This is a genomic window from Sporomusa sp. KB1 (assembly GCF_007830295.1).
Lineage (GTDB): Bacteria > Bacillota > Negativicutes > Sporomusales > Sporomusaceae > Sporomusa.
This window is the reverse complement of record NZ_VLKC01000002.1, coordinates 3,042,982-3,062,961: the sequence shown is the minus strand read 5'-3', so window position 1 is coordinate 3,062,961 and position 19,980 is coordinate 3,042,982. Positions and strand designations below refer to the sequence as shown.

At 43.0% G+C, this 19,980-nt stretch carries 16 protein-coding genes and 1 riboswitch; of the genes, 6 read left to right on the top strand and 10 right to left on the bottom strand.

Annotation, left to right across the window (positions count from 1 at the left end):
- Positions 1-161: 161 nt before the first annotated feature.
- From SALPA_RS17835 to SALPA_RS17825, 3 genes are read right to left on the bottom strand one after another with little or no spacing between them, the layout of a single operon-like run.
- Positions 162-1,013, bottom strand: coding sequence for a hypothetical protein (locus SALPA_RS17835; protein WP_145097021.1), 852 nt, complete (start codon positions 1,011-1,013; stop codon positions 162-164).
- 27 nt (positions 1,014-1,040) lie between these two features.
- Positions 1,041-1,424, bottom strand: coding sequence for a response regulator (locus SALPA_RS17830; RefSeq protein ID WP_145097018.1), 384 nt, complete (start codon positions 1,422-1,424; stop codon positions 1,041-1,043).
- Positions 1,425-1,459: 35 nt separating this feature from the next.
- On the bottom strand, positions 1,460-4,672 hold the full coding sequence (locus SALPA_RS17825) for an ATP-binding protein (protein WP_145097015.1): 3,213 nt from the start codon (positions 4,670-4,672) through the stop codon (positions 1,460-1,462).
- Between the two features lie 334 nt (positions 4,673-5,006).
- On the opposite strand from SALPA_RS17825, the gene SALPA_RS17820 reads away from it, so the two are divergent.
- Positions 5,007-6,053 (top strand): HD-GYP domain-containing protein, encoded by a 1,047-nt coding sequence (locus tag SALPA_RS17820; RefSeq protein WP_186451119.1) that lies wholly within the window; start codon positions 5,007-5,009, stop codon positions 6,051-6,053.
- Between the two features lie 26 nt (positions 6,054-6,079).
- Here SALPA_RS17820 and SALPA_RS17815 read toward each other — a convergent pair whose 3' ends face one another.
- Both SALPA_RS17815 and SALPA_RS17810 read right to left on the bottom strand, forming a co-directional pair.
- Positions 6,080-6,919, bottom strand: coding sequence for a Cof-type HAD-IIB family hydrolase (locus SALPA_RS17815; protein ID WP_145097010.1), 840 nt, complete (start codon positions 6,917-6,919; stop codon positions 6,080-6,082).
- A gap of 30 nt (positions 6,920-6,949) precedes the next feature.
- The gene (locus tag SALPA_RS17810) at positions 6,950-8,353 is read right to left on the bottom strand and encodes a PLP-dependent aminotransferase family protein (protein WP_145097007.1); all 1,404 of its coding nucleotides are present in this window, start codon (positions 8,351-8,353) and stop codon (positions 6,950-6,952) included.
- Between the two features lie 127 nt (positions 8,354-8,480).
- On the opposite strand from SALPA_RS17810, the gene pdxK reads away from it, so the two are divergent.
- The gene (pdxK, locus tag SALPA_RS17805; protein ID WP_145097004.1) at positions 8,481-9,290 is read left to right on the top strand and encodes a pyridoxine/pyridoxal/pyridoxamine kinase; all 810 of its coding nucleotides are present in this window, start codon (positions 8,481-8,483) and stop codon (positions 9,288-9,290) included.
- Between the two features lie 76 nt (positions 9,291-9,366).
- Here the strand turns inward: pdxK and SALPA_RS17800 are convergent, their stop codons facing one another.
- From SALPA_RS17800 to SALPA_RS17790, 3 genes are read right to left on the bottom strand one after another with little or no spacing between them, the layout of a single operon-like run.
- Positions 9,367-10,968: a sensor domain-containing diguanylate cyclase gene (locus SALPA_RS17800; RefSeq protein WP_145097001.1), complete on the bottom strand. Its 1,602-nt coding sequence runs from the start codon at positions 10,966-10,968 to the stop codon at positions 9,367-9,369.
- Between the two features lie 42 nt (positions 10,969-11,010).
- Positions 11,011-12,105, bottom strand: coding sequence for an HD-GYP domain-containing protein (locus SALPA_RS17795; RefSeq protein ID WP_186451118.1), 1,095 nt, complete (start codon positions 12,103-12,105; stop codon positions 11,011-11,013).
- Between the two features lie 49 nt (positions 12,106-12,154).
- On the bottom strand, positions 12,155-12,694 hold the full coding sequence (locus tag SALPA_RS17790) for a DUF4337 domain-containing protein (protein WP_145096995.1): 540 nt from the start codon (positions 12,692-12,694) through the stop codon (positions 12,155-12,157).
- 216 nt (positions 12,695-12,910) lie between these two features.
- Between SALPA_RS17790 and SALPA_RS17785 the strand changes: the two genes are divergently transcribed.
- The 4 genes from SALPA_RS17785 to SALPA_RS17770 all read left to right on the top strand — a co-directional run bounded on the left by SALPA_RS17785 (position 12,911) and on the right by SALPA_RS17770 (position 17,461).
- The gene (locus SALPA_RS17785) at positions 12,911-13,783 is read left to right on the top strand and encodes a MerR family transcriptional regulator (RefSeq protein ID WP_145096992.1); all 873 of its coding nucleotides are present in this window, start codon (positions 12,911-12,913) and stop codon (positions 13,781-13,783) included.
- A 285-nt stretch (positions 13,784-14,068) separates the two neighbouring features.
- Positions 14,069-14,827 carry an SDR family NAD(P)-dependent oxidoreductase gene (locus SALPA_RS17780; RefSeq protein ID WP_145096988.1) on the top strand — a complete coding sequence of 253 codons (759 nt, stop codon included), beginning with the start codon at positions 14,069-14,071 and terminating at the stop codon, positions 14,825-14,827.
- Between the two features lie 208 nt (positions 14,828-15,035).
- Positions 15,036-16,286, top strand: coding sequence for an OFA family MFS transporter (locus SALPA_RS17775; RefSeq protein ID WP_145096985.1), 1,251 nt, complete (start codon positions 15,036-15,038; stop codon positions 16,284-16,286).
- Positions 16,287-16,456: 170 nt separating this feature from the next.
- On the top strand, positions 16,457-17,461 hold the full coding sequence (locus SALPA_RS17770) for a methyl-accepting chemotaxis protein (RefSeq protein WP_145096982.1): 1,005 nt from the start codon (positions 16,457-16,459) through the stop codon (positions 17,459-17,461).
- Between the two features lie 8 nt (positions 17,462-17,469).
- Here SALPA_RS17770 and SALPA_RS17765 read toward each other — a convergent pair whose 3' ends face one another.
- A complete protein-coding gene (locus SALPA_RS17765) occupies positions 17,470-18,213 on the bottom strand; it encodes an ABC transporter permease (protein ID WP_145096979.1) in 744 nt (247 codons plus the stop codon).
- Positions 18,214-18,519: 306 nt separating this feature from the next.
- Complete coding sequence (locus SALPA_RS17760; protein ID WP_145096976.1) at positions 18,520-19,749, bottom strand: homoserine O-acetyltransferase; 1,230 nt, start codon at positions 19,747-19,749, stop codon at positions 18,520-18,522.
- 89 nt (positions 19,750-19,838) lie between these two features.
- Positions 19,839-19,949, bottom strand: a riboswitch (SAM riboswitch).
- Positions 19,950-19,980: the final 31 nt, after the last annotated feature.

The window sequence follows — 19,980 nt, the reverse complement described above, 5'->3', positions numbered from 1 at the left end:
TAAAGAAAAAAATGAAAGAGGTTACTATTGACAAAACGAGAACTAGCCTTATTTATGCTAAGGCTGGTTCTCGTTTCTTCCGCAGTCTTTTAGAATCTCTTTCGGTTCTACTTTTAAATGTAGCGTACTTTTTCCCAATAAATAATTGTTTAATTTGACATTCATATTGACAATATCAGCTCAATCTGTCCGAAAGAAGTACCTATGTTTACACGAAAGCTTTGTCCGTCAAAACTATCGCCTAGTTGTACCGATTGAGCCTTCAAATCAACCACCAGACCCATATCAGATAAAGAACTGCAGAAAACGCCATTATGTACATTCAAAAATTCCCCTGCACTGTCTAATGCCAGTTCATTTACTGCAGTAAATGATTCCCCATAAAAGCGGCCAGCCAACTCCAACAGTACTGGCTGCTCCACTCGTAACCCTGTCCCCAATGCTATATCACCAAAAATCTGTTGCGAAACAAAGTATGTAGCAGATTTTTCAGCAGCCTGGGTTAAAATATACGGCGTGTCATTTAGAAATCTGACAATATTCCGCAAAGTCAAACCTACATAAAGGTATAAAACATCTGCTCTGTCACCAACTGCAGAAAAATCTACCAGATCCCTAATAACTCTACTTTCTTCGTCGTTATCTTCTGTAAGGCTGTATTCCTCGCGAAAATCCCCTAAGGCTTTTTCAACGCCAGCAAATGTCATGTAGCCCTTATCTGCTATGGACTGCATTAGCGAAAGATGATCTTCTCCTTGCGAAGTCAAAAGCTCTTCCACTTGTTCATTGGTAAGATAGCCTTGGCTGACAGCCAGAACCCCAAATTTTTGATCCTTCACTCGCTGTAAATTATGAATCTCTCCTACTTGCGCTGCATTCATCAACCCCGCATTCATAGCAAGAATACCTAGTTTTACTTTAACAGGCTGTTCTTGCTTCAGTACCTCACACAACTGTACATGGGTAAGCAGTCCTTTGTGCAACAAATACTGCCAAAAATATTGATTAGACATTCATTTCCATCCCTTCTCTAGTGACGATTAGTTTGCTGTCGCCAAACCTTTTTGCTCTAAAACTAACTTAATCACAGACAGCACTTTCTCTTCCTGGATGGGCTTTATGATGTAGTTTTGAGCCCCATTTTGCAAAGCCTCAAAAACTACATGCTTTTGCCCTAATGCACTTACAACAATAATATTGGCACTGGGATGATCAGTCATAATACGCTTAATAGTTTCCATCCCGCCGATTCCCGGCATAGTAAGATCCATTGTTACGATGTCAGGCTTACATTGAGAGTAATTACTAATAGCCTGTTCTCCATTCATGACTTCGCCAACTACCTCATGTCCTGCTTTTTCAAGTATCCGCCTTAATGTTGTCCTCATCATTAAGGCATCATCCACAATCATAATTCGTGCCATTTTACTCTTCCCTTCCTTTTTTTACTATTTATTTGCTAATATATCAAACTCAAGGTAATTTTTCCCAGTTCCGTATCCAGTACCCAGGTCAGCGTTTCGGCCTGAGAATACTTGGCTGAAGCATTTTCAGCCAAAATGCTAAGCAGCGTTTCGACTGTGATCATACCAAGCCACTTGGACTGAGTTTTCACAGCCTGTTGAAAAATTTCCTGTGCATACAGTGCTAAGACGTTTTCCATCCTTCTATCAAGAGGCTCATCCATATCCACTAGGGCAAACTCTTTATCCAGCAAATATTGTACCACCCGTTGATCAGCACTGAAAACTATTTTCCCGGACGGAAAGCCCTTCACACCGAGAAAGGTAGAAACCTTACGCAAGTTTAGTTTACCGCCGCCACCTTCTGCATAAGTAATCTGCTTTACTGGTAAACCAGCCTTATTCTGCAGACAATCCTCAGCCGCATTAAGCAGTGGTTTTGCTAACTGCCGAATGGTGCAGGGTTCGTTTTCCTCTATTTCAGTAAAAGGTAAGAAAAAGTGAAATTGTGTACCCTTCCCCCAGGTGCTAGACACATACACTGAGCCGCGAAGTTTTTCTAATTCGGCTCGTACAGCCGAGAGTCCAACCCCGCGTCCCGCCAACTCATCAACCTCTTTGGCCCCAGAGAAACCATCAGCAAAAATAAATTGTATCCAGTCTGTCTCTTGCATAGACTCCGCCGCTGCTAAAGTACAAATCTCCTTTTGTACCGCAATATCGCGGATACGCATCGGATTCATCCCCTGTCCATCATCAGAAATGACCAGCGTTAAACCAGTCTCGGCTTCTTTGACCGAACAAGTAATAGTGCCGATTTCGTCCTTGCCAGCTTCCAGTCTCTCCTCGAAAGTTTCCAACCCATGGACGATGGAATTTCGGAAAACATGACCTAGGGATTTTATAAAATCATAATACTGCAATGGGTCAACCAGCGTCTCGCCCCCCTCAATTTCAAAGAGATGAACGGCTTTTTCATTCCTCTCGGCCAGGCCGCATACATATTGTGGATAGGACGCCAGTAAGTCCTTGATTGGTTTATAACGCAACCGTCGCAGATCAGAAAGCAATAAGCTGCGTTCTCCGGTTGACAGCATACTCTGGATTTTTTCTTCAATTTCCAACAAGCGCGCATTATCAATGACCAACACGTTTTCCCGCTGAAAGAAGTTCTCGCCCAGCTTTTCTTTCAATACTTCCAAATCATCGTTGAGCCAAGCAAGCATATTGTCGGGCGTAAAGCCACTCAGCCTCTCTGCTAACTGCGGCCCATCCAAATCGGCTATTTCATGGGCGCGAATGGTATCGAGCCTGCCTTCCATATGGTGCAATTTATCCATAACATTTCTCATATGCAGTTGTCCAAATGTACCCTTGAAAGTATGCACCGTACGAAATAGCGCGGCTAATATCTCACCAGCTGATTTTTTCTCCTGCAATAACCCGGGCATGCCTTCCTGACAAAAACTAATATACTGATTTACTGTGGCAAAAAAGTCAGAGGAATGAGTGACTACATGTACAATCATAGCCAAAATATCTCGTTCCGTATGCACACGCTCTTCCATGGCCTTCTGCAGCGTCCGGTCAGTAAGAATGAGCATAATCTTGTTGCCTTGGCATAATTCACCGGCATTTTCAATCATTTTATATGCTATCCCAATATAGCTGTCACCTACTATGATTTCTTCAGGCAGCAGGGAAGAATATGTTTGTCGCAACAGTTCATTTTTTTCTTTCACTATTTTTCCAAATACAGCTTCCAAAAAAACCTGCTGATCACGGTCTTCCGGATATAGTAAAGTCGAAATTAATTCACCAGCAATATTCCGCCCAAATATCGCTCTACATTCTGCACTATATTCCTTACTCACTTTGAGATCCTCGCCAAAAGAAAGAAAACCTTGGCCTGCATAATCCAATAAGTTACGCAGCGCCACCGTCCGCTCCGCTACTTTTTGCTCCAGTTCTTGATTCCATACTTCCAATTGGGCATGGGAGCGCTGCACTTCTTCATACATTTTCTGCAACGCATCCAGATTGCTATTAATGGCGGCAGTCAAAGCTCCCATCTCATCACGAGAATATATCTTCCCCCGCACATCTAATTCCCCTTTGCCAGCACATACCATTACATGATCTAATTGATAGACCCCTTTACGCACGGACATATCAAAACCTAAAAACAGATAACAAACAATGAGTAGAATACCACCCGTAAATAGCATCACAGTATTTCTATACTGCAAATATTTATCAATGCGCAAAACAAGCAGCTCGTCAATGACCTGCAAAGCTTCCTTATGAAAAGCCCTTGCATTTTGGATGGACTGATTGCCTGTAGCCATCAATAGTTGTTGGGGAATAGGCAGCCCCTGCTGACCTATTGTTTTCTGCTCTAAATTCCAGGCAAAAATTGGCACACTATCGGTAAGAGCAATAGATAATGAGCCTAGTTTTCCATTGATAGCCTCATTATGGCGAAAGACTAGCTTGGCATTATGATCGACTTGCTGCAAATTGGAACGCATCAGCCCCGCAACTTGCAGTAAATGATTTCTTCTTTCAGGTGAAAGATCCGGATCGGCTAACTCAATCGCTAACCCCTGAGCCGCCCCTACTGTATCCTCCAAGCTGGGCAATCTACGCAGCACGGAATCCACAAGGTAGGAAGAATCGAAATCAGAATCCATCGCTAAATTCGACGCATATCCTGTATGTTGCATCAAATCAGTTACTTCATTGAGCCACCGACTATTCAAGTCAAAGGCTACCCGCGCATGTCCGCTTTCAACCAGTAGCGCATCCTGCTTACGAGTAAGCCAGTTTTGTTGCAGCATTTGCAATTTCCATGTACTATCCATTTGATCGGCGGTGTCGCTATCGATTTTAGCTACCGCCGCTAAGGCTGCGTCCACTTTAGCCTGTTGCGCCAGCACTTCTCCCTCAAGCAAGCCGTCACCATTCAAATACGCATAATGGATATTACGATACGCCAGCCCCTCATCAAATACATGCATCAACGCTTGGACATATTTCACACCCACTCGTTCTCTCAGGGCAAAATCTATATTCTTATTGAGCTCTGATACCAACATGTAGATTAGGGCAGTTGCCTGCAATACAATTAGTACTCCAATCACACTAAATTTATAGGCGTACTTCAAGCGATTCATCAATTGAACTGCGGGTTCAAATAAATATTTCATTCAACACAACACCTGCACACAATCCCTACCATAGTAGGTTAAATTTGTAGTACTTACTCTATTTTAGAGAGTAATAGCAGGTTAGTTGTAAAGTTAATGTAATTTTTCTATTAATTTTACATAGTAGCGGCAATTATTATAGTTATACCTTTATTAAAGGTATAACTATTTTGTAGTAGTTTACAATTGACTGGTCGTAAACTATCCAATTGTAAATATCTTGTTAATTCTAGAAAAATACACCATAACCTGAAATGTTATGGTGTATGATTATAGTTATAGTTGTCTCAAATCTGAAAGCGCTCTAAATAGAATCAGAAAGGATGTTGGCATTTTGATAAAAAAAAAGGTAAAAGCACTTGAATCAGGAATGGTTCTCGCAGAAACAGTTAGATGTCCGGAATCCAATACCATGCTGTTAAAAGAAGGGACAATCCTTTCTGATGCAATGATTGCTACGCTTGAAGCAAGAAGTATTTTTGATGTATGGATTGCGGAACCTTATACTCTTATGATTAATCCCCAAGAAACAATTGCTGAAGAACTCAAGAAGATATTGCTGAAAAGGATTTCTACTTATGCACCAGGAACGCCTGATGCTAACACTTCAGATAAAATGGTTGAGATTGCCAAAAAGGCAAAAGAAGTTGCACTGCACATTGTGAAACAACCAGAAATAGTAAAAATCAGTATGGAAATGCGAATAATAAACAGTAAGCTGCTTTATCATCATGCAATTAGTACATGTGCTCTTTCTTTGTTAGTCGCTGGTATTATGGGCTTTGGCAAAGCGAATATGGAAGTCATTGGGACAGCTGCGTTACTCCACGATTGCGGATGTTTTGAAATGCCTCACCTACTAGGAATGAACCAACGAAATCAACAACAAGAAGCTCTCTGGAAAGAACATCCCGCTTATGGCTACTATCTTGCCAAAGAAAGAAATTTTCGTGAAGAAATATGTGAAATAATTCATCATCATCATGAGAACTGGAACGGCACAGGATATCCCAATCAATTACGCGGGGAGAATATTCCGATCGGAGCTAGTATTGTTAGTGTCTGTGGAAGTTATGATGGACTCATTCGCCAAGAAAACTACCAAAACTATCAGGCAATAGAGTTTATCTATGGAACTGGCGACGTTTTCTTTGATTCCAATATTGTAAATGCCCTGTGTGATAATCTTGCCGTCTATCCCTTGGGATCATTGGTTCGGCTTTCTACTAATGAAGTAGGTGTGGTATCTAATGTTCGCAAAAACAAAGGTCCGCGCCCCGTTGTGCGAGTATTCTTTAATAAATTTAATAAACCGTATCTCCAAGCTAAAGAAGTTGACCTCGGAAAAGAGTTAACCATTTTTATAAAAGAGATTCTCTGATTCCTTCGCCAAAATATACTTATTAACTAAAATCCATCTTCTAAAACAAATCGCTTTATAGCGTTCGCTACGCCTTCATTATCATTAGAATCTGTTATATAATCGGCTTTTTGTTTTACGCTCTCCAGCGCATTTTCCATCGCAATACCCAAGCCGGCATATTCAATCATAGATACATCATTTTCACTATCACCGATGGTAATTATCTCTTCCCGCTTCAGATTATAATGCGCCGCCAACATGGCTACTGCTTTGCCCTTTGATACCCCTTTGCGGTTAATTTCAATATTGTGTTTGGACGAATTAACGATTGCTAACTGTTCAATATTCTGTAATTCCTGCCGCAGTTCATCAACCAAAGCAATATCCCGGTAGATAATCTCACATTTTACCATATTACTCTGTTCTTTATGCACTACCTCATGCCACCGCTGCCAGGAAAAAATATATTCCATATCAATGGAATTGTTTCTTTTCCCTAGCAGTTTCGTAGCAATATAAAAAAGCTTAAATAGCACATTTCCATAATAAAACTTATCAGGAGTACAAAAATAAGGCTTCACGCGATGTTTTTGAAATACTGACAGTAGTTGCAGCGACAATTCCAGGCCAAGAACATCCTTGAAAATAACCTGGTCGTTATCTTTTTCTTTTATGAAAGCTCCGTTGGATGCAATCACTGGGGACTTTACACCAATAAGAGTAGAAAAATATTGGGCATCTGTATACATCCGCCCGGTACTTATCACAATATGAATACCCTGCTGATGTGCCTGCCCTAGTATCGCCTTAGTTCTATTAGTAATTTTATGCTTACTATTCAATAGCGTCCCATCAACATCAATACAGACTAGTTTATACGCCATGCTAGCATCCTTTCTGTAAATATATAACCATCATCCAAACCACGCATCCCGAAGCCGCCTAACTGCCGCTTCGATTTCATTGGCAGGAATTTTCGAGAAATATAGGAGAATACGAGAGGTGTTTTCCGGTGTATTCTGCAAATAATAGTCTTGGACAGAGGCTACACGGCAGCCTTTGCCTAGCGCCTGTGTCACTAGTTGCTTAGCTTCCAGTTTGGATTTTATAGTAAGAATTATATAAAGTCCTGATTCAGCTCCCTCAATTTCCACATGGTTGCCTAAAATACCTTTGACTGCATCAACAAGCATACCCTTTTTCCCATAATACAATTTACGCAGACGGCGTATCTGGCGTTCCAAACAGCCATCTGCCATAAATTGGGCCAGTGCAAGCTGCTCAAGCGTCGACGTAGCCTGATTGTATAAAGCAGCGTTTTGCTGAAATCCCACCAGCAGTTTTTCCGGCAATACCATATAGCTAATCCGGATGGACGGTGGTATTACCTTGGATAAAGACCCTAAATAAACTACCGCTTCCCCATTATCAAGCCCTTTCAGCGCCGGAATTGGGCGGCCAAAATAGCGAAACTCACTGTCATAGTCATCTTCAATAATAATGCCATTAACACGCTCTGCCCAATTTAAGAGTTGCACTCTTTTGCCCGCAGGCATGATATATCCGGTTGGAAATTGATGCGATGGACTTACATAGGCAAGCTTTGCCCCGCTGTGAAGTAGCTGGTTGATATCAATACCATCTTTTTTCATTGGGATGGCCCTGATTGTAAAGGCATAATTGGCAAAAATGCGTCTGCCATTTTTGAATCCCGGATCTTCAAAGGCAATACTATTGGCTTCAGATTTTAATAAGCTGCACAGCGTATTTAGCAGGCTCTGTATCCCAGGACCAATAATGATTTGCTCTTGCCGGGCGTTGACGCCTCTTGAATCACGGATATATTTTGCAATTTCCACACGTAATTCTGCCTCGCCCTGAACATGTCCATAACCGACAAGACGTTCCTTGTCCAACAATACTTTGTTGATATAGCGTTTCCAAAGCGAAAAATCAAAACCGCCAATATCCATCTCACCGCTAGCAAAATCATAAAGAATTTTTTGGTTCTTCTCCGATTGCTGCTTTGTATCACAAATTTGCCTGGGCACAACACTGCGTTTAATAGTCATCACTTCAAATTTATTTACAAGATATCTAGATCTGTTGCTATTTAAGATGTAGCCCTCACTCATTAATTGCTGATAGGCCTTTTCAACAGTTATTTTACTGATAGAGAGACTTGCTGCAAGCCCCCGGATGGATGGCAGCTTATCGCCTTCACTTAACTGGTTTTGTTCAATAGCCTGCTTAATGTAGGTATAAAGCTGCATATATAATGGGTTTCCGCTAGTAGCATCCAGTTGGATTAACTCCATAACACCCTCCTAACTGTACCTATTCACATTGTCGATTCTGTATATTTTAAAAGGTCCATTTTTATTTTATAATACAATTATATTTTTGGTAAAGAGATACCTATGGGAAATTAAGGGGGATTTATTTATGACAATATTCAAAGCACTGGCAGTAGCCGGTTCGGATACTAGTGGCGGCGCCGGACTTCAGGCAGATTTAAAAACCTTTCAGGAACTAGGCGTATATGGCATGACAGCCATTACTGTCATCGTAACGCAAAACCCGCATAATAACTGGTCCCATGACATATACCCACTGCCACTTGAGGTACTTGAAGCACAAATGGAGACCGTACTTGGCGGAATTGGTGTGGATGCATTGAAAACTGGTATGCTGGCAACTACCGAAGTAATCTCACTGGTCGCCAAGAAGCTTGATCAATATGCAGTTAAGAATGTTGTAATTGATCCCGTTATGGCCTGCAAAGGAACCGATGAAGTACTACACCCGGAAACAACAGTTGGTATTCGCGAAATACTGGCTCCCCGTGCTACGATCATTACTCCCAATGTTTTTGAAGCCACCCAGTTAAGCGGTATTGGTTCTATTCGGTCATTGGAGGATATGAAAGCCGCCGCAGCTGAAATCTACAAACTAGGCCCCAAAAATGTATTAATAAAAGGCGGGGCTAAACTGGATACCGCCGACGCTGTGGACGTACTGTATGATGGCAAGGAATTTACCGTCTTACAGTCGCCGAAAATCAATACGACGTACACCCATGGCGCAGGCTGCACCTACGGATCTGCCATCACGGCCGGGCTCGCTAAGGGCCTGTCTGTGCCTGCTGCCGTTAAACAGGCTAAAGAATTCATTACTGCCGCCATCAAGGCTTCCTTTCCTTTGAATTCCTTTGTCGGCCCTACTTACCATGCTGCTCACCGCCTGAACAAGTAATGACTAAATAAAGAATGCCCTGACCGCTTTGCCCGTCTAGTCCGGCCTGCGTTCAGGGCATTTTCACCTGTAACACTTAATCTGCCAGTTCCTCATTTCTCCACTCGCTAACCTCTACCCGGTTACGGCCAAAACTTTTGGCACGATATAATGCTTGGTCGGCTGCGAAAATTAAGTCAGCTTCTGTAAGTTTATCTAAGTACTCACTAAACTCTACGGTAGCTACCCCAACACTAATGGTTACAGAGATCTTATCAGTACTTGGTGCAAATACCTGTTTCTCAGTTTGCACGCGTATCATTTCTGCCAATGCATACGCAGTTGCAGCATCTGTTTCCGGCAAAATTACGGCAAATTCCTCGCCCCCATAACGGGCAGGCAAATCGGTAGCACGAAATTGTTTTTTTAGCAAACTGCCCATTTCCTTTAAGATTATATCCCCGGTTTGATGCCCCCAGCGATCATTAATCATTTTGAAGAAGTCGATATCCACCATAACTAAGCTAAGTGGCTGGCCATATCGCCGCACCCGGCTCAGCTCTTTTTTTAAAACAAAATCGAAGTACCGCCGGTTGGCAATTTCCGTCAGTGTATCGGTTAAGCCAAATTTTTTGATGCTGCCATATAAATGTTCCCGTTCCAGCCCCATCGCTGTCTGATTGGCAATCGTCGCTAACGTAGCTTCTATTGGTAAATCACTACTAGTCTCTCGCACATAGTCCCAACAGAATACAATGGCGCCCTGAAGAATCTGCCGAAAGAACAAAGGCATTACCTGAGCTGTCTTATCAACTGCCAAAGGCAGGGTAACTAACACTCGGTTAGTATCTTGCCACAGCTCAGACTCTTTTCCATTAGTAAGCAAAAATTCCAGTCTCGCTACATCCGCTGGTAACAGATTCTGAATATGCGCCGCCCGCACCACCGGTGGTGTGGAATGGCGCTGAACAACAAAAGCGGCGCAGGCATCGGCCTTAAAAAAAGCACTCAGGGTTTTTCCTACCTGCTCGAGCAAAATACTTGGTGAAGGCTGCTTCGCCACAACCTGCCCTACTTCATGCAACAGCGCAATCTCCTCAGATTTTCTTGTTAACGTATCATTTAGTCTGGCCATTTTTACAGCAATCCCAGCTTGAGCCGCATATATTTCTGCCAGCTTGAGCTGCTCTTTAGTCAGAACTTTACCACTTTCAAAAAATACCTCAAAAACCCCGGCCAGCTTTCCGTCAATCATAATCGGCATACCTAACAGAGTTCGCGGCAAATGCTCCTCCAGGTTCTCCCTGCTAGTAATGTAAACCATTTGACCCGCTGCATAACTTGACCCCATCAGCTTCTGATCCAGCGTAGTTTCACGCGGTTCACAACTGCCCTTATAGGCCACAACCCAAAATACCTGCGGCCGTCCCTCAAGCAAACTCAAAAAAACATGTTCCGAACCAAAGGTCATCCCGGCTTCATTTATAAGCTGATCTAGAAGGTCTGTCAGTTTCCCCTTGTCCTTTATCATGTTATTGATCTGCGCGATAGTACTCTCGAAGTTTGCATACGCCTGTTCTAACATATGCAACTGCTTTCTTTGTCTGCCAGCCTGCCGCTTCCACAAGCGCCGAATACCTGTTAGCCGTACTTCTGAACGATCCTTAAAAAGCAAACCGCCAATATCCTGTATCTTCATCGTCTTGTTTATCCTCTCAGATCTTACGCAGCCACCTAGTCATTACACATTGACTACCTCAGTAATATACAGATTTCGCACCTGCTCTAAATCAATAAATTCTCCGTCCTGTGTATGAACGACAGGGCGCTCTGAAACAAGCTTACTCAGATAAACAACTACCGCTTCCCGCCCGTCACTAAGACGAACAATATTCCCAATAAATTGCTCTCTAATATTAGCAAAAAATATACCGCTAATCGCCGGGTCCAATTTTTCAAATGCTTGCCTAACCATAGTTTCCACCGCCAAAAAGGGCGTCATTCGATTTTCTTGATCATTACTTGTCATGGTCGCATACATGTCAGCAGCGCGAATTACCTGAGCAAAAAGATGGATCTTATTGCTGACAAGCTGTAAAGGATACCCTGTTCCGTCTTCCCATTCGTGATGTTGCAGCACTCCGGCAAGAACACTAAAAGGCAGACGATACGCACTCCGCTTTAACAGTTGATACCCCTCGACCGGATGTTGCCTTATCATTTCCACTTCAGCTGACGTTAAATCCTCTTCTTTTTTGTTGAGAAGCTCTGGTGAAAGCTTGGTTTTTCCCACATCATGCAAAAGAGCAGACAATATTACATCCTGTAGGTTTTTAGCAGAAAATCCCAGCCAGCGGCCCAAAATCCCAGCAATAACCGCGACATTCAACGAGTGCAAGGCTAGGTGGTCTCCCATCCCTGCCAACATATATAGTAAATTAATGCCACCAGGGACAAGTGAAAATTCCCGCAGGGATCTGTCGGCAAGCTCTCTCATTTTAATCAGGGGAACTACTTTCATATAGCGAATTTGTTCAAAAGCCGCTTCCACTTCTTTAACACTATCTTCATACTCAGCAGAAAATTTTTTCTTAAGCTTTGATAGCCCAGGTTTCTTAAATAACGACAGCATTTCCGGTATTGTCTTTGGCGCTAACGTTCCTTGTTCTTCTGCAATATCTACAGCATAGATACGCCAATTCTGTAAGCGGGCAATCAGTTTCTCTGTTAAAACAGTGCCTTCTGTCAAAACAACCCTACCTTCAATGGTAGCAGCAGGTTTTGCAAGCATCATCCCTGGCTCGACATCCTGAATACGAAATCTTCTGCTTAACATGAAAGACATCCCCCCGCCTCTAAGGCGTATATACGTATTGCCTTATTCCCTATACAACAGAACTTGCAAAGGTATATAAAAACATTATGATACCAACACCGCCTGCAAAAAGCCCCATATACCAATAGAGATATACCTTATTTATCGATGCTAACGAAGATAATAAAATGCCGATCTGTAAAAAAATCAAGGCTTGTCCAAATTTCCCATTAAATTGTTGCGCCATATCACGGTCTTTCTCTAAACGCTTAGCCTCATCTGTAATTTCCTTTTTTTCTTGTTTATAACGGGCAATTTCTTTGTCGTATTCGTCCAGCTTGCTTTTATACAGCTCGATTTTACCAGCTTCCTGGGCGGCCACTGCCATTGCATCACGTTGAACCTGATAGGTTGTCTCTTTAATACTTTTCGCTTGATAATACGCCCATTGGTCTGATGCCTGGCTTTGCATTAGCACCATTTTATTACCATATCCAGCTGCTTTAAATGCAGCTAAGGTTGCGCACACTGCCAAAACTACAGTTGTAATAGCAATAAATGTACCTATATTGTCTTTCCATGACTTACTTCCTTGCTGGCTATTTTCCATGTAGTATTACCTCCTGCTTAATAAATATGAGTTCAAGAAATATATTCCCACTAATAATGCCAAAACCCTGCAAAGAATTGAAACTATGCAGAGTTTTGGCCTAAAGATTTGCATTATATATATCTGCTATAATACTATTGTACAGGGAAATTCCTTGCTATTCATAAACAATATACCATCATATGACTGGTTGACTCTCAAGCGGCTTTATAGTTTATTATAAATAGAACTATACCACTACAAACGGGAGGTGTTATCCCTATTAAATATAAAATTGGGGACGTTGCAAAGCTTTTAAGTATCACACCGGAAGCCATACGCTATTACGAGGATCAGGGTATTATTACGTCCACCAGAGATGAACGCTCAGGTTATCGGTATTATGGCGTTTGGGATATCCATGTGCTCATCCAGTCCAGAATCTACCGTCAGTATGGCTATTCATTGGCTGAAGCAGCCAACTTGATTAATCACTGTAAAATTGATGATATTGCATCCATCCTCTCGGAAAAAGAGGCAGATATCGAAAAAGCAATCATTTGGCATATGAATCTGCTCAAACGTATTCGTCAAGTTCAAACCATTATTACAGATACTAAAAACAATTTAGGAAAATTCCGTCTTGAGTATCGCCCGCCTATGTATCGCCTTGAAACTCAGGACGGCTATAAACTGTACTCTAGTCCCCATAAGCGGGCACTAACACAGTCGTGGATCGAAAAAATTCCCTTCGTATTCCCTGGTGCTCTTTTCCCCAAGAGTGAGCTTGAGCAGGGAGGCACTAAGTTTTCATTTGGACTGGCAGTGGACGAGGAATATGCCAATTTTCTTGATATCAAACCATCTGAGGATGTGGTCTTCTTTCCGTCACGTCTTTGCCTGTATACAGCATTTCAGTCGCATTCAGGCATCGTCCTCTCACCCCGGCATCTTGCGCCTGCCATTGATTATATGCATTCCCAGGGCATGAAACTACACGGTGATATTATCAGCAAGATTGTTATGATGTGCAAAATAGAAAATAAATACTATAATTGGCATCAGCTATGGCTGCCAATTGATAGCCAGCCACCGCAGGCTTCCCTGTAGTTTCTGAAACCCATCCAAATTAATTGACTATTGCCATACTCATCGTTGCTCAAAAGAGTCCGTACCACTTTACTAGTGCTACGGGCTCTTTTTTTGAGCGCAAAAACCACCCACTAGTTTTAACACTGTAATTTGGATAGCCTTTGTGCCTATAAACTGCTCATCTATATTAATTAAAAAATCAAATAATTTTATTACTTCTATTGACTCTTAACCTCCTTAATAGTTTAAACTGTGTTTGACCGGGAATACGGAAAAAAAATATTTATTAGGAGGTATTATTGCATGAAATTAGCAGGAAAAACAGTTTTAATTACAGGTGCATCTTCTGGCATTGGTAAAGCGCAAGCTCTTATGTTGGCCAAAGAAGGCGCACAAATAATTGCAGCTGATATCAATCAAACTGGTCTCGATTCAGTAGTTGAGGAGATCAAACAACAGGGCGGAGAAGCTCTAGGCTGTAAGTGCGCTGTTAATGATAGTTCTCAAGTTAATGAATTAGTTGCAGCCGGGTTGGCTGCATTCGGAAAAATTGATATTCTTTGCAATACAGCCGGTATTTTTGATAACTATAGAACGTCGCTTGAAACTTCCGAAGAAGACTGGCAAAAAATGTTTGATATCAATGTAAACGGCGTTTTCCTACTCACCAATGCTGTCTTACCTGGAATGTTGGCAGCAGGCAAGGGTACGATCATCAATGTCGCTTCCATTGCCGGCATTACTGCCGGCCCGGGGGGCACGGCCTATGTTGCTTCAAAACATGCTGTCGTCGGTTACACCAAACAATTATGTCTTGAATATGCAGAACAGGGTATTCGCGTAAACGCAATTGCACCTGGTTCAGTTGCAACTCCATTAATCAAACAGAGCTTGGAAAATGACCCTGACGGTTACTCCAAGAGAGTGTCACTAATTCCGGTAAAACAACTGGGCAATCCTGACGATATCGCTAAATTAACTCTCTTCCTTGCCAGTGATGACTCTTCCTGGATTCACGGAACCGTCGTTTCTTGTGATGGTGGACGCTTCGCTAAAGGTTAGGCAACGGTTTGCACACTAATAAATTCGATTAAGCTTGAGGGAGGATTTTACCCCATCTGAAGTTTAAGCAAACTTATCCATGAACTTAGATTGCTCCTACCTCCCGCTCTGCTTGTGCGCTTTAGAGTGGACAAGCAGAAGCGGGAGGTTTAGAGCAAATTAGTCATCAGCTATAAATGAATTTTATTTAAAAGGAGGCTTATTTTTTATGAACGAACATACTACTAACCGTTGGCGCGTTTTCGCTTCGGGATGGCTCATTTTGTTTATGCTTGGAGCTGTAGCTATCTTCAGTGTACTCGCAAAACCAATGGTGGCACTTCGCGGCTGGTCGATGACAGATCTTTCTTTGGCCTATTCTATTTATACTTTTTGTTTTGCAATATGTGGCATCTTTTCCGGCAGAGCAGTTGACCTGTATGGTGCAAAAAAGAGTATGTATCTCGGAGCCTTTCTCTTCGGCGGCGGCTGGTTTTTCACCGGCATGTGTGAAAGTCTTACCCAGCTATACTTCGTATATGGCGTTATCGCTGGCGGCGGCGGCGGGATAATGTATAACCCGGTTATCGCTGCTACACTCCGCTGGTTTCCTGATAAACGCGGTAAAATCTCAGGAATGCTGTTAGCAAGTGCTTCAATTGGTCCATTTATCCTCGCTCCGCTTGCCTCGATCGCACTGGAGAAAGCCGGCGTTACCGGAACATTTGAACTACTTGGCTCCTTGTTCTTTATTACTATTATCGCTGTTGGCTGGATGATGGACTCTGCTCCGGCAAACTACAAACCTAAAGGTTGGAATCCTGTATCGTCTACAGCTAACACTACCCCCAATAAAGATGATAATAAAGACTATGAGTGGAAAGATATGCTGTCAACCCCATTGTTTTATATGTTACTCGCTGTCTTTATTTGCGCCAGTACCGCGGGAGCCATGATGGTCAACTCCACTGCTGTTATTGCTCAAACCCAAATTAGCGTTGCTGCCACCGTCGGCGCACTGGCCGTCAGTATCAGTACCATGACAAACTTTATTGGACGCCTGTTCTTCGGTGCAATTTATGATAAAATCGGTGGCTTTAAGTCCCTACTTCTCAGCTTGGCAATGACCTGCGTTGCTCTGATACTAATTGGCAGCGCAAAAAGTATGCCGCTATTCATCACTTGCGTTATTATCCTGGGCTTTGCCTTTGGCGGGCTGCTGGTTGCCTTTCCGCCTATTACCGGCAAATATTTTGGTACTAAAAACCTTGGCGTCAACTATGGTATCATGTTTCTAGGTTATTCCGGTGGCTGTTTTGTCGGCCCAAGACTTTCTTCCTACTTTTTCGATACTACCGGTTCCTTTGCTATGGCATATATCTCTGCAGCGGGATTAGCGGTCTTGGGCGCTATTCTGGTTGGAATTATCATGCTCACCCAGAAAAGACAGGAAAGTGCAGCGCTTGTAATAAAGGGGTAATCCAAAAGATTACGAGAAGGTTTGACCAAAACTGTCTTCATCACTGAAACAATTTTATGCAAGCAACTTGACTCGCGTACTATATTACCATTATAATATAAAAATATAATGGCAAAGAGGCCTTCTGTATTCAGAATGCCTCTTTGCTTATTTTTTAGGAGGGATTATCTATGTCTAGCACTACTACTATTATTGATGCATCCATCCTGCTAGCTGAGCTTAAGCATGCCAATAATGACATGAGCAAAGTAATACATACCATCCAGCAGATCGCTCAACAAACTAACCTGCTTTCGCTAAACTCAGCTATTGAAGCGGCAAGAGCCGGAGAGGCTGGCCGAGGCTTCAGCGTAGTGGCAGAAGAAATCAAAAAATTGGCCACCCGCAGTTTCTCGACAACTAAAGAAAGCACCGCAATTATCGAAAATATTCAATCAAAGGCCAATGAAGTTATGGCCGCACGCACAGCGGATGTGGCCTATGATACGATCGACAAAATTGACCGCAACCTATTTGAGCGCAATTGCGATGCCCAGGCTTGGGCAGGTTTTACCCAAGTAAAAAATGCCTTATGCTCCACCGCAACTAATCGTGTTGAAGAGGCTAACAACCTGTTAAAAACACTTGTTGATATCTATGAAGTCTATTTTGATCTCTATGTGTTTGATACCGCCGGTATCATTGTAGCTGCCGGTGTACACCGTGAACTTATTGGAAAAAGCATGGCTGATAAAAGTTGGTTTCAGGAAGTGAAAGCAGCCAATACCATAACTGTAACCGATCTGTATTTTTCCGCTATCGAAAATCGTCATACTGTTGCCTACTCTTGCCCTATCCGGAATGATGCCAATGAAATTGTGGGCTATTTTTCTTCCCGCTTTAACTGGGAATATATTTATGATATTCTTGATTCAGCCCGCATTGGCAAGAAAGGAACTATCGCTATTATTAATAAGGATGGCTATGTCATTGCCTGCCCCAGCCGCAAAGGCATTTTAACCGATAACCTCAGCAGTCTCAAAGCGGCTCAATGTGCTATGAACGGCGAAACCTACGGGTACACACTGGAAGAAGACGCTCGCGGCAATACCAAGATTTATGGTTATGCCCGCACCCGCGGTTACAATGCCTATAAAGGAAAAAACTGGTCGGCCATCGTTAGCGAGATAATCTAATTGCCTCGCTAATCCCGCACCCGCATCATCGTCCATACGCCAATAGCAAGCAATAGCAGTGTGTAGATAGCCAAAACACCAACCGATAGCCAGGGCATCTCCAGACCCCCGCCAATGGCTCTCAGGGCATAAGTAGCATGAGTTAACGGCAATAGGTCAATAAACCACCTGAACGCAAGCGGCAATCGCTCTGGCGAAAAAAATGTTGCACATAGAAATGACATCGGCAAAAGCACATAGGTATTGAAACTAGCCATATCTTCATGCGAATTTATGAGCATCGCGGCCACCAGCCCCATGGCTGCAAACAACAGACAAGTCAATGCCAGCGTCAGGATAAAACCGGCAGTAACTGCAAGCTTAGCGCCAAATATATAGGCTAATATAAAAATTACTGCACAGGAAATAAGTCCCCGAAGCGCCCCGGCTAATACCTTACCGGCCACGAATGAGCCTGGGCTGATCGGTGCAATCAGATACTCCTCCAGTGTCTTGTGGTACAAACGACTCATATTAAGTGGTGACCCTACTGAAGTAAAGCTTATATTCATCGCATTTAGCGCCATGATACCTGGTAAAATAAAATCCAGATAACTACCGCCATTCATTGGCAGGTTACGTCCCAAACCCCAGCCAAACGCCACCAAATATAACACTGGACTAATCATCCGGGATAAAACAAATTTGGCCAAGCGCCGGTTTAATACCACCCAATCCCGCCAAAATACTGTACATATGTCATCAAATCGCAACTTCTCCAACCCTTTCTTTGTTCAGCTTTAATCCAAGTTAGTAATATTTATAAAATCCCGCCCTGCCAACATAGTATAAGGTATATAGTCCTTTTAGGACTATATACCTTATACTATGGCTGGCTCACTATGATTCTGTCAAGAATAATTTACAATGTTGCACTCACAACGCAAGGCAGCACAGCTTTATCCCAGAACTCCTTCCACAAGCTACCACTCTTCCTTCATTATATGCAAAGTATGGCATGGCAGTATAATACACATAAGGCATACACATGATTACTTATGGCTATAAAACAAGGGGTCTTACTGCGAAATATCGGTTACGGCGGGCTTATACTGAATCTCCGTGACTAACCTGGCACCCAAATAGGCCAAATTGGAGGCCCGAAACCTAGTCCACTGCCTAAGTGGCAAAGCACTTGGAACTGGCAAAGCTTTATTAATAAACTTAACTAATATCGGTCGCAGTAAGTGAAAATCGATCAAAAATCCATCATGCCCGTGTGGGCTGTCAATAACAGTATAATCGGTTCGCACACCTACGCGGCGCATAGTTTCGACCAATTCTTGCTGTTGGTGCGGCGGATATAAAATATCTGAACTCACGCCCACTACCAACACCTGAGCATTAATACGGGATAAAGCCGCTTCATAGGACTCATAACCAGCACTTACATCGAAAAGGTCGAGCGCCCGCAGCAGATAAAGATAGGAGTTGGCATCAAACCTTTTGACAATGCGTGCCCCCTGATAGTCTAAGTAATTTTCCACCTCAAACTGACCCCTGCGTGTACGACGGCCAAATTTATATGCCATAGACATTTCACTTTGATAGGTAATCATCCCTAGTGCCCGGGCAGCCGCCAAGCCCTTTTCCGGGCCTGCCCCGCCATAGTAATCCCCATTTTTCCAGTCAGGATCAAGCATAATAGCCTGACGGCCTACGCGGTTATATGCAATGGCTTGTGGTGCTGAATAACCTGGAGCAGCAATTACAACAGCGGCCTTGATAAAACCTGGATAATGTACCGCCCACTCCAGCGCCTGCATCCCGCCCATAGAACCACCAACTACCATTGCCAGCTGTCGAATACCAAGTATATCTACTAAACGTTTCTGTACCCGTACTATGTCGTTAATGGTAATCTCCGGGAAATTCATTCCATAAGGCTTACCGGTAGCTGGATCAAGCGAAGCCGGACCAGTTGTTCCCTGGCAACCGCCCAGCACGTTGGCACAAATAACAAAAAACCGGTCCGTATCCAGTGGCCGCCCAGAACCAATTAAGGGTTCCCACCACCCCTGCTCGTCATGTTGATCATGGGTAGCCGCATGGGTATCGCCAGTCAATGCGTGAGCAACTAAAATCGCATTATCACCGGCACCTGATAGTTTACCATAGGTTTCATACGCCACAGTGACATCAGTTAAACAGGAACCACACGTTAATACTAACGGATTTTCCACACTAGCTATCTGGACCAGCTTAAGCTGTGGTCGCCATTTAAAACCCGGAAAAAAGGTAATAACCATTATTATAGCCTCCCTCCGCAATTATCTAAATACCCCAATATAAATGCCCCCTCAAATAAAGAGGGGGCATTTGCTATACATCTAATCCCCTCTCATCTCCCAGGAATAATCTCTGATTCCTGCTGGAATTAGCACCACTGCACAAATGTGCCGGTTGCTGGGTGTCATCGGGCCAGTCCCTCGACCTCTCTGGATAAGAGCTAGATATTAAGTTATTAGTAATGTATACAT

Excerpts from the sequence above, each read along its gene's own strand:
- SALPA_RS17835 (WP_145097021.1), bottom strand. The coding sequence starts at position 1,013 with ATGTCTAATCAATATTTTTGGCAGTATTTGTTGCACAAAGGACTGCTT.
- SALPA_RS17830 (WP_145097018.1), bottom strand. The coding sequence starts at position 1,424 with ATGGCACGAATTATGATTGTGGATGATGCCTTAATGATGAGGACAACA.
- SALPA_RS17825 (WP_145097015.1), bottom strand. The coding sequence starts at position 4,672 with ATGAAATATTTATTTGAACCCGCAGTTCAATTGATGAATCGCTTGAAG.
- SALPA_RS17815 (WP_145097010.1), bottom strand. The coding sequence starts at position 6,919 with ATGGCGTATAAACTAGTCTGTATTGATGTTGATGGGACGCTATTGAAT.
- SALPA_RS17810 (WP_145097007.1), bottom strand. The coding sequence starts at position 8,353 with ATGGAGTTAATCCAACTGGATGCTACTAGCGGAAACCCATTATATATG.
- pdxK (WP_145097004.1), top strand. The coding sequence starts at position 8,481 with ATGACAATATTCAAAGCACTGGCAGTAGCCGGTTCGGATACTAGTGGC.
- SALPA_RS17800 (WP_145097001.1), bottom strand. The coding sequence starts at position 10,968 with ATGAAGATACAGGATATTGGCGGTTTGCTTTTTAAGGATCGTTCAGAA.
- SALPA_RS17795 (WP_186451118.1), bottom strand. The coding sequence starts at position 12,105 with ATGTTAAGCAGAAGATTTCGTATTCAGGATGTCGAGCCAGGGATGATG.
- SALPA_RS17790 (WP_145096995.1), bottom strand. The coding sequence starts at position 12,694 with ATGGAAAATAGCCAGCAAGGAAGTAAGTCATGGAAAGACAATATAGGT.
- SALPA_RS17780 (WP_145096988.1), top strand. The coding sequence starts at position 14,069 with ATGAAATTAGCAGGAAAAACAGTTTTAATTACAGGTGCATCTTCTGGC.
- SALPA_RS17775 (WP_145096985.1), top strand. The coding sequence starts at position 15,036 with ATGAACGAACATACTACTAACCGTTGGCGCGTTTTCGCTTCGGGATGG.
- SALPA_RS17770 (WP_145096982.1), top strand. The coding sequence starts at position 16,457 with ATGTCTAGCACTACTACTATTATTGATGCATCCATCCTGCTAGCTGAG.
- SALPA_RS17760 (WP_145096976.1), bottom strand. The coding sequence starts at position 19,749 with ATGGTTATTACCTTTTTTCCGGGTTTTAAATGGCGACCACAGCTTAAG.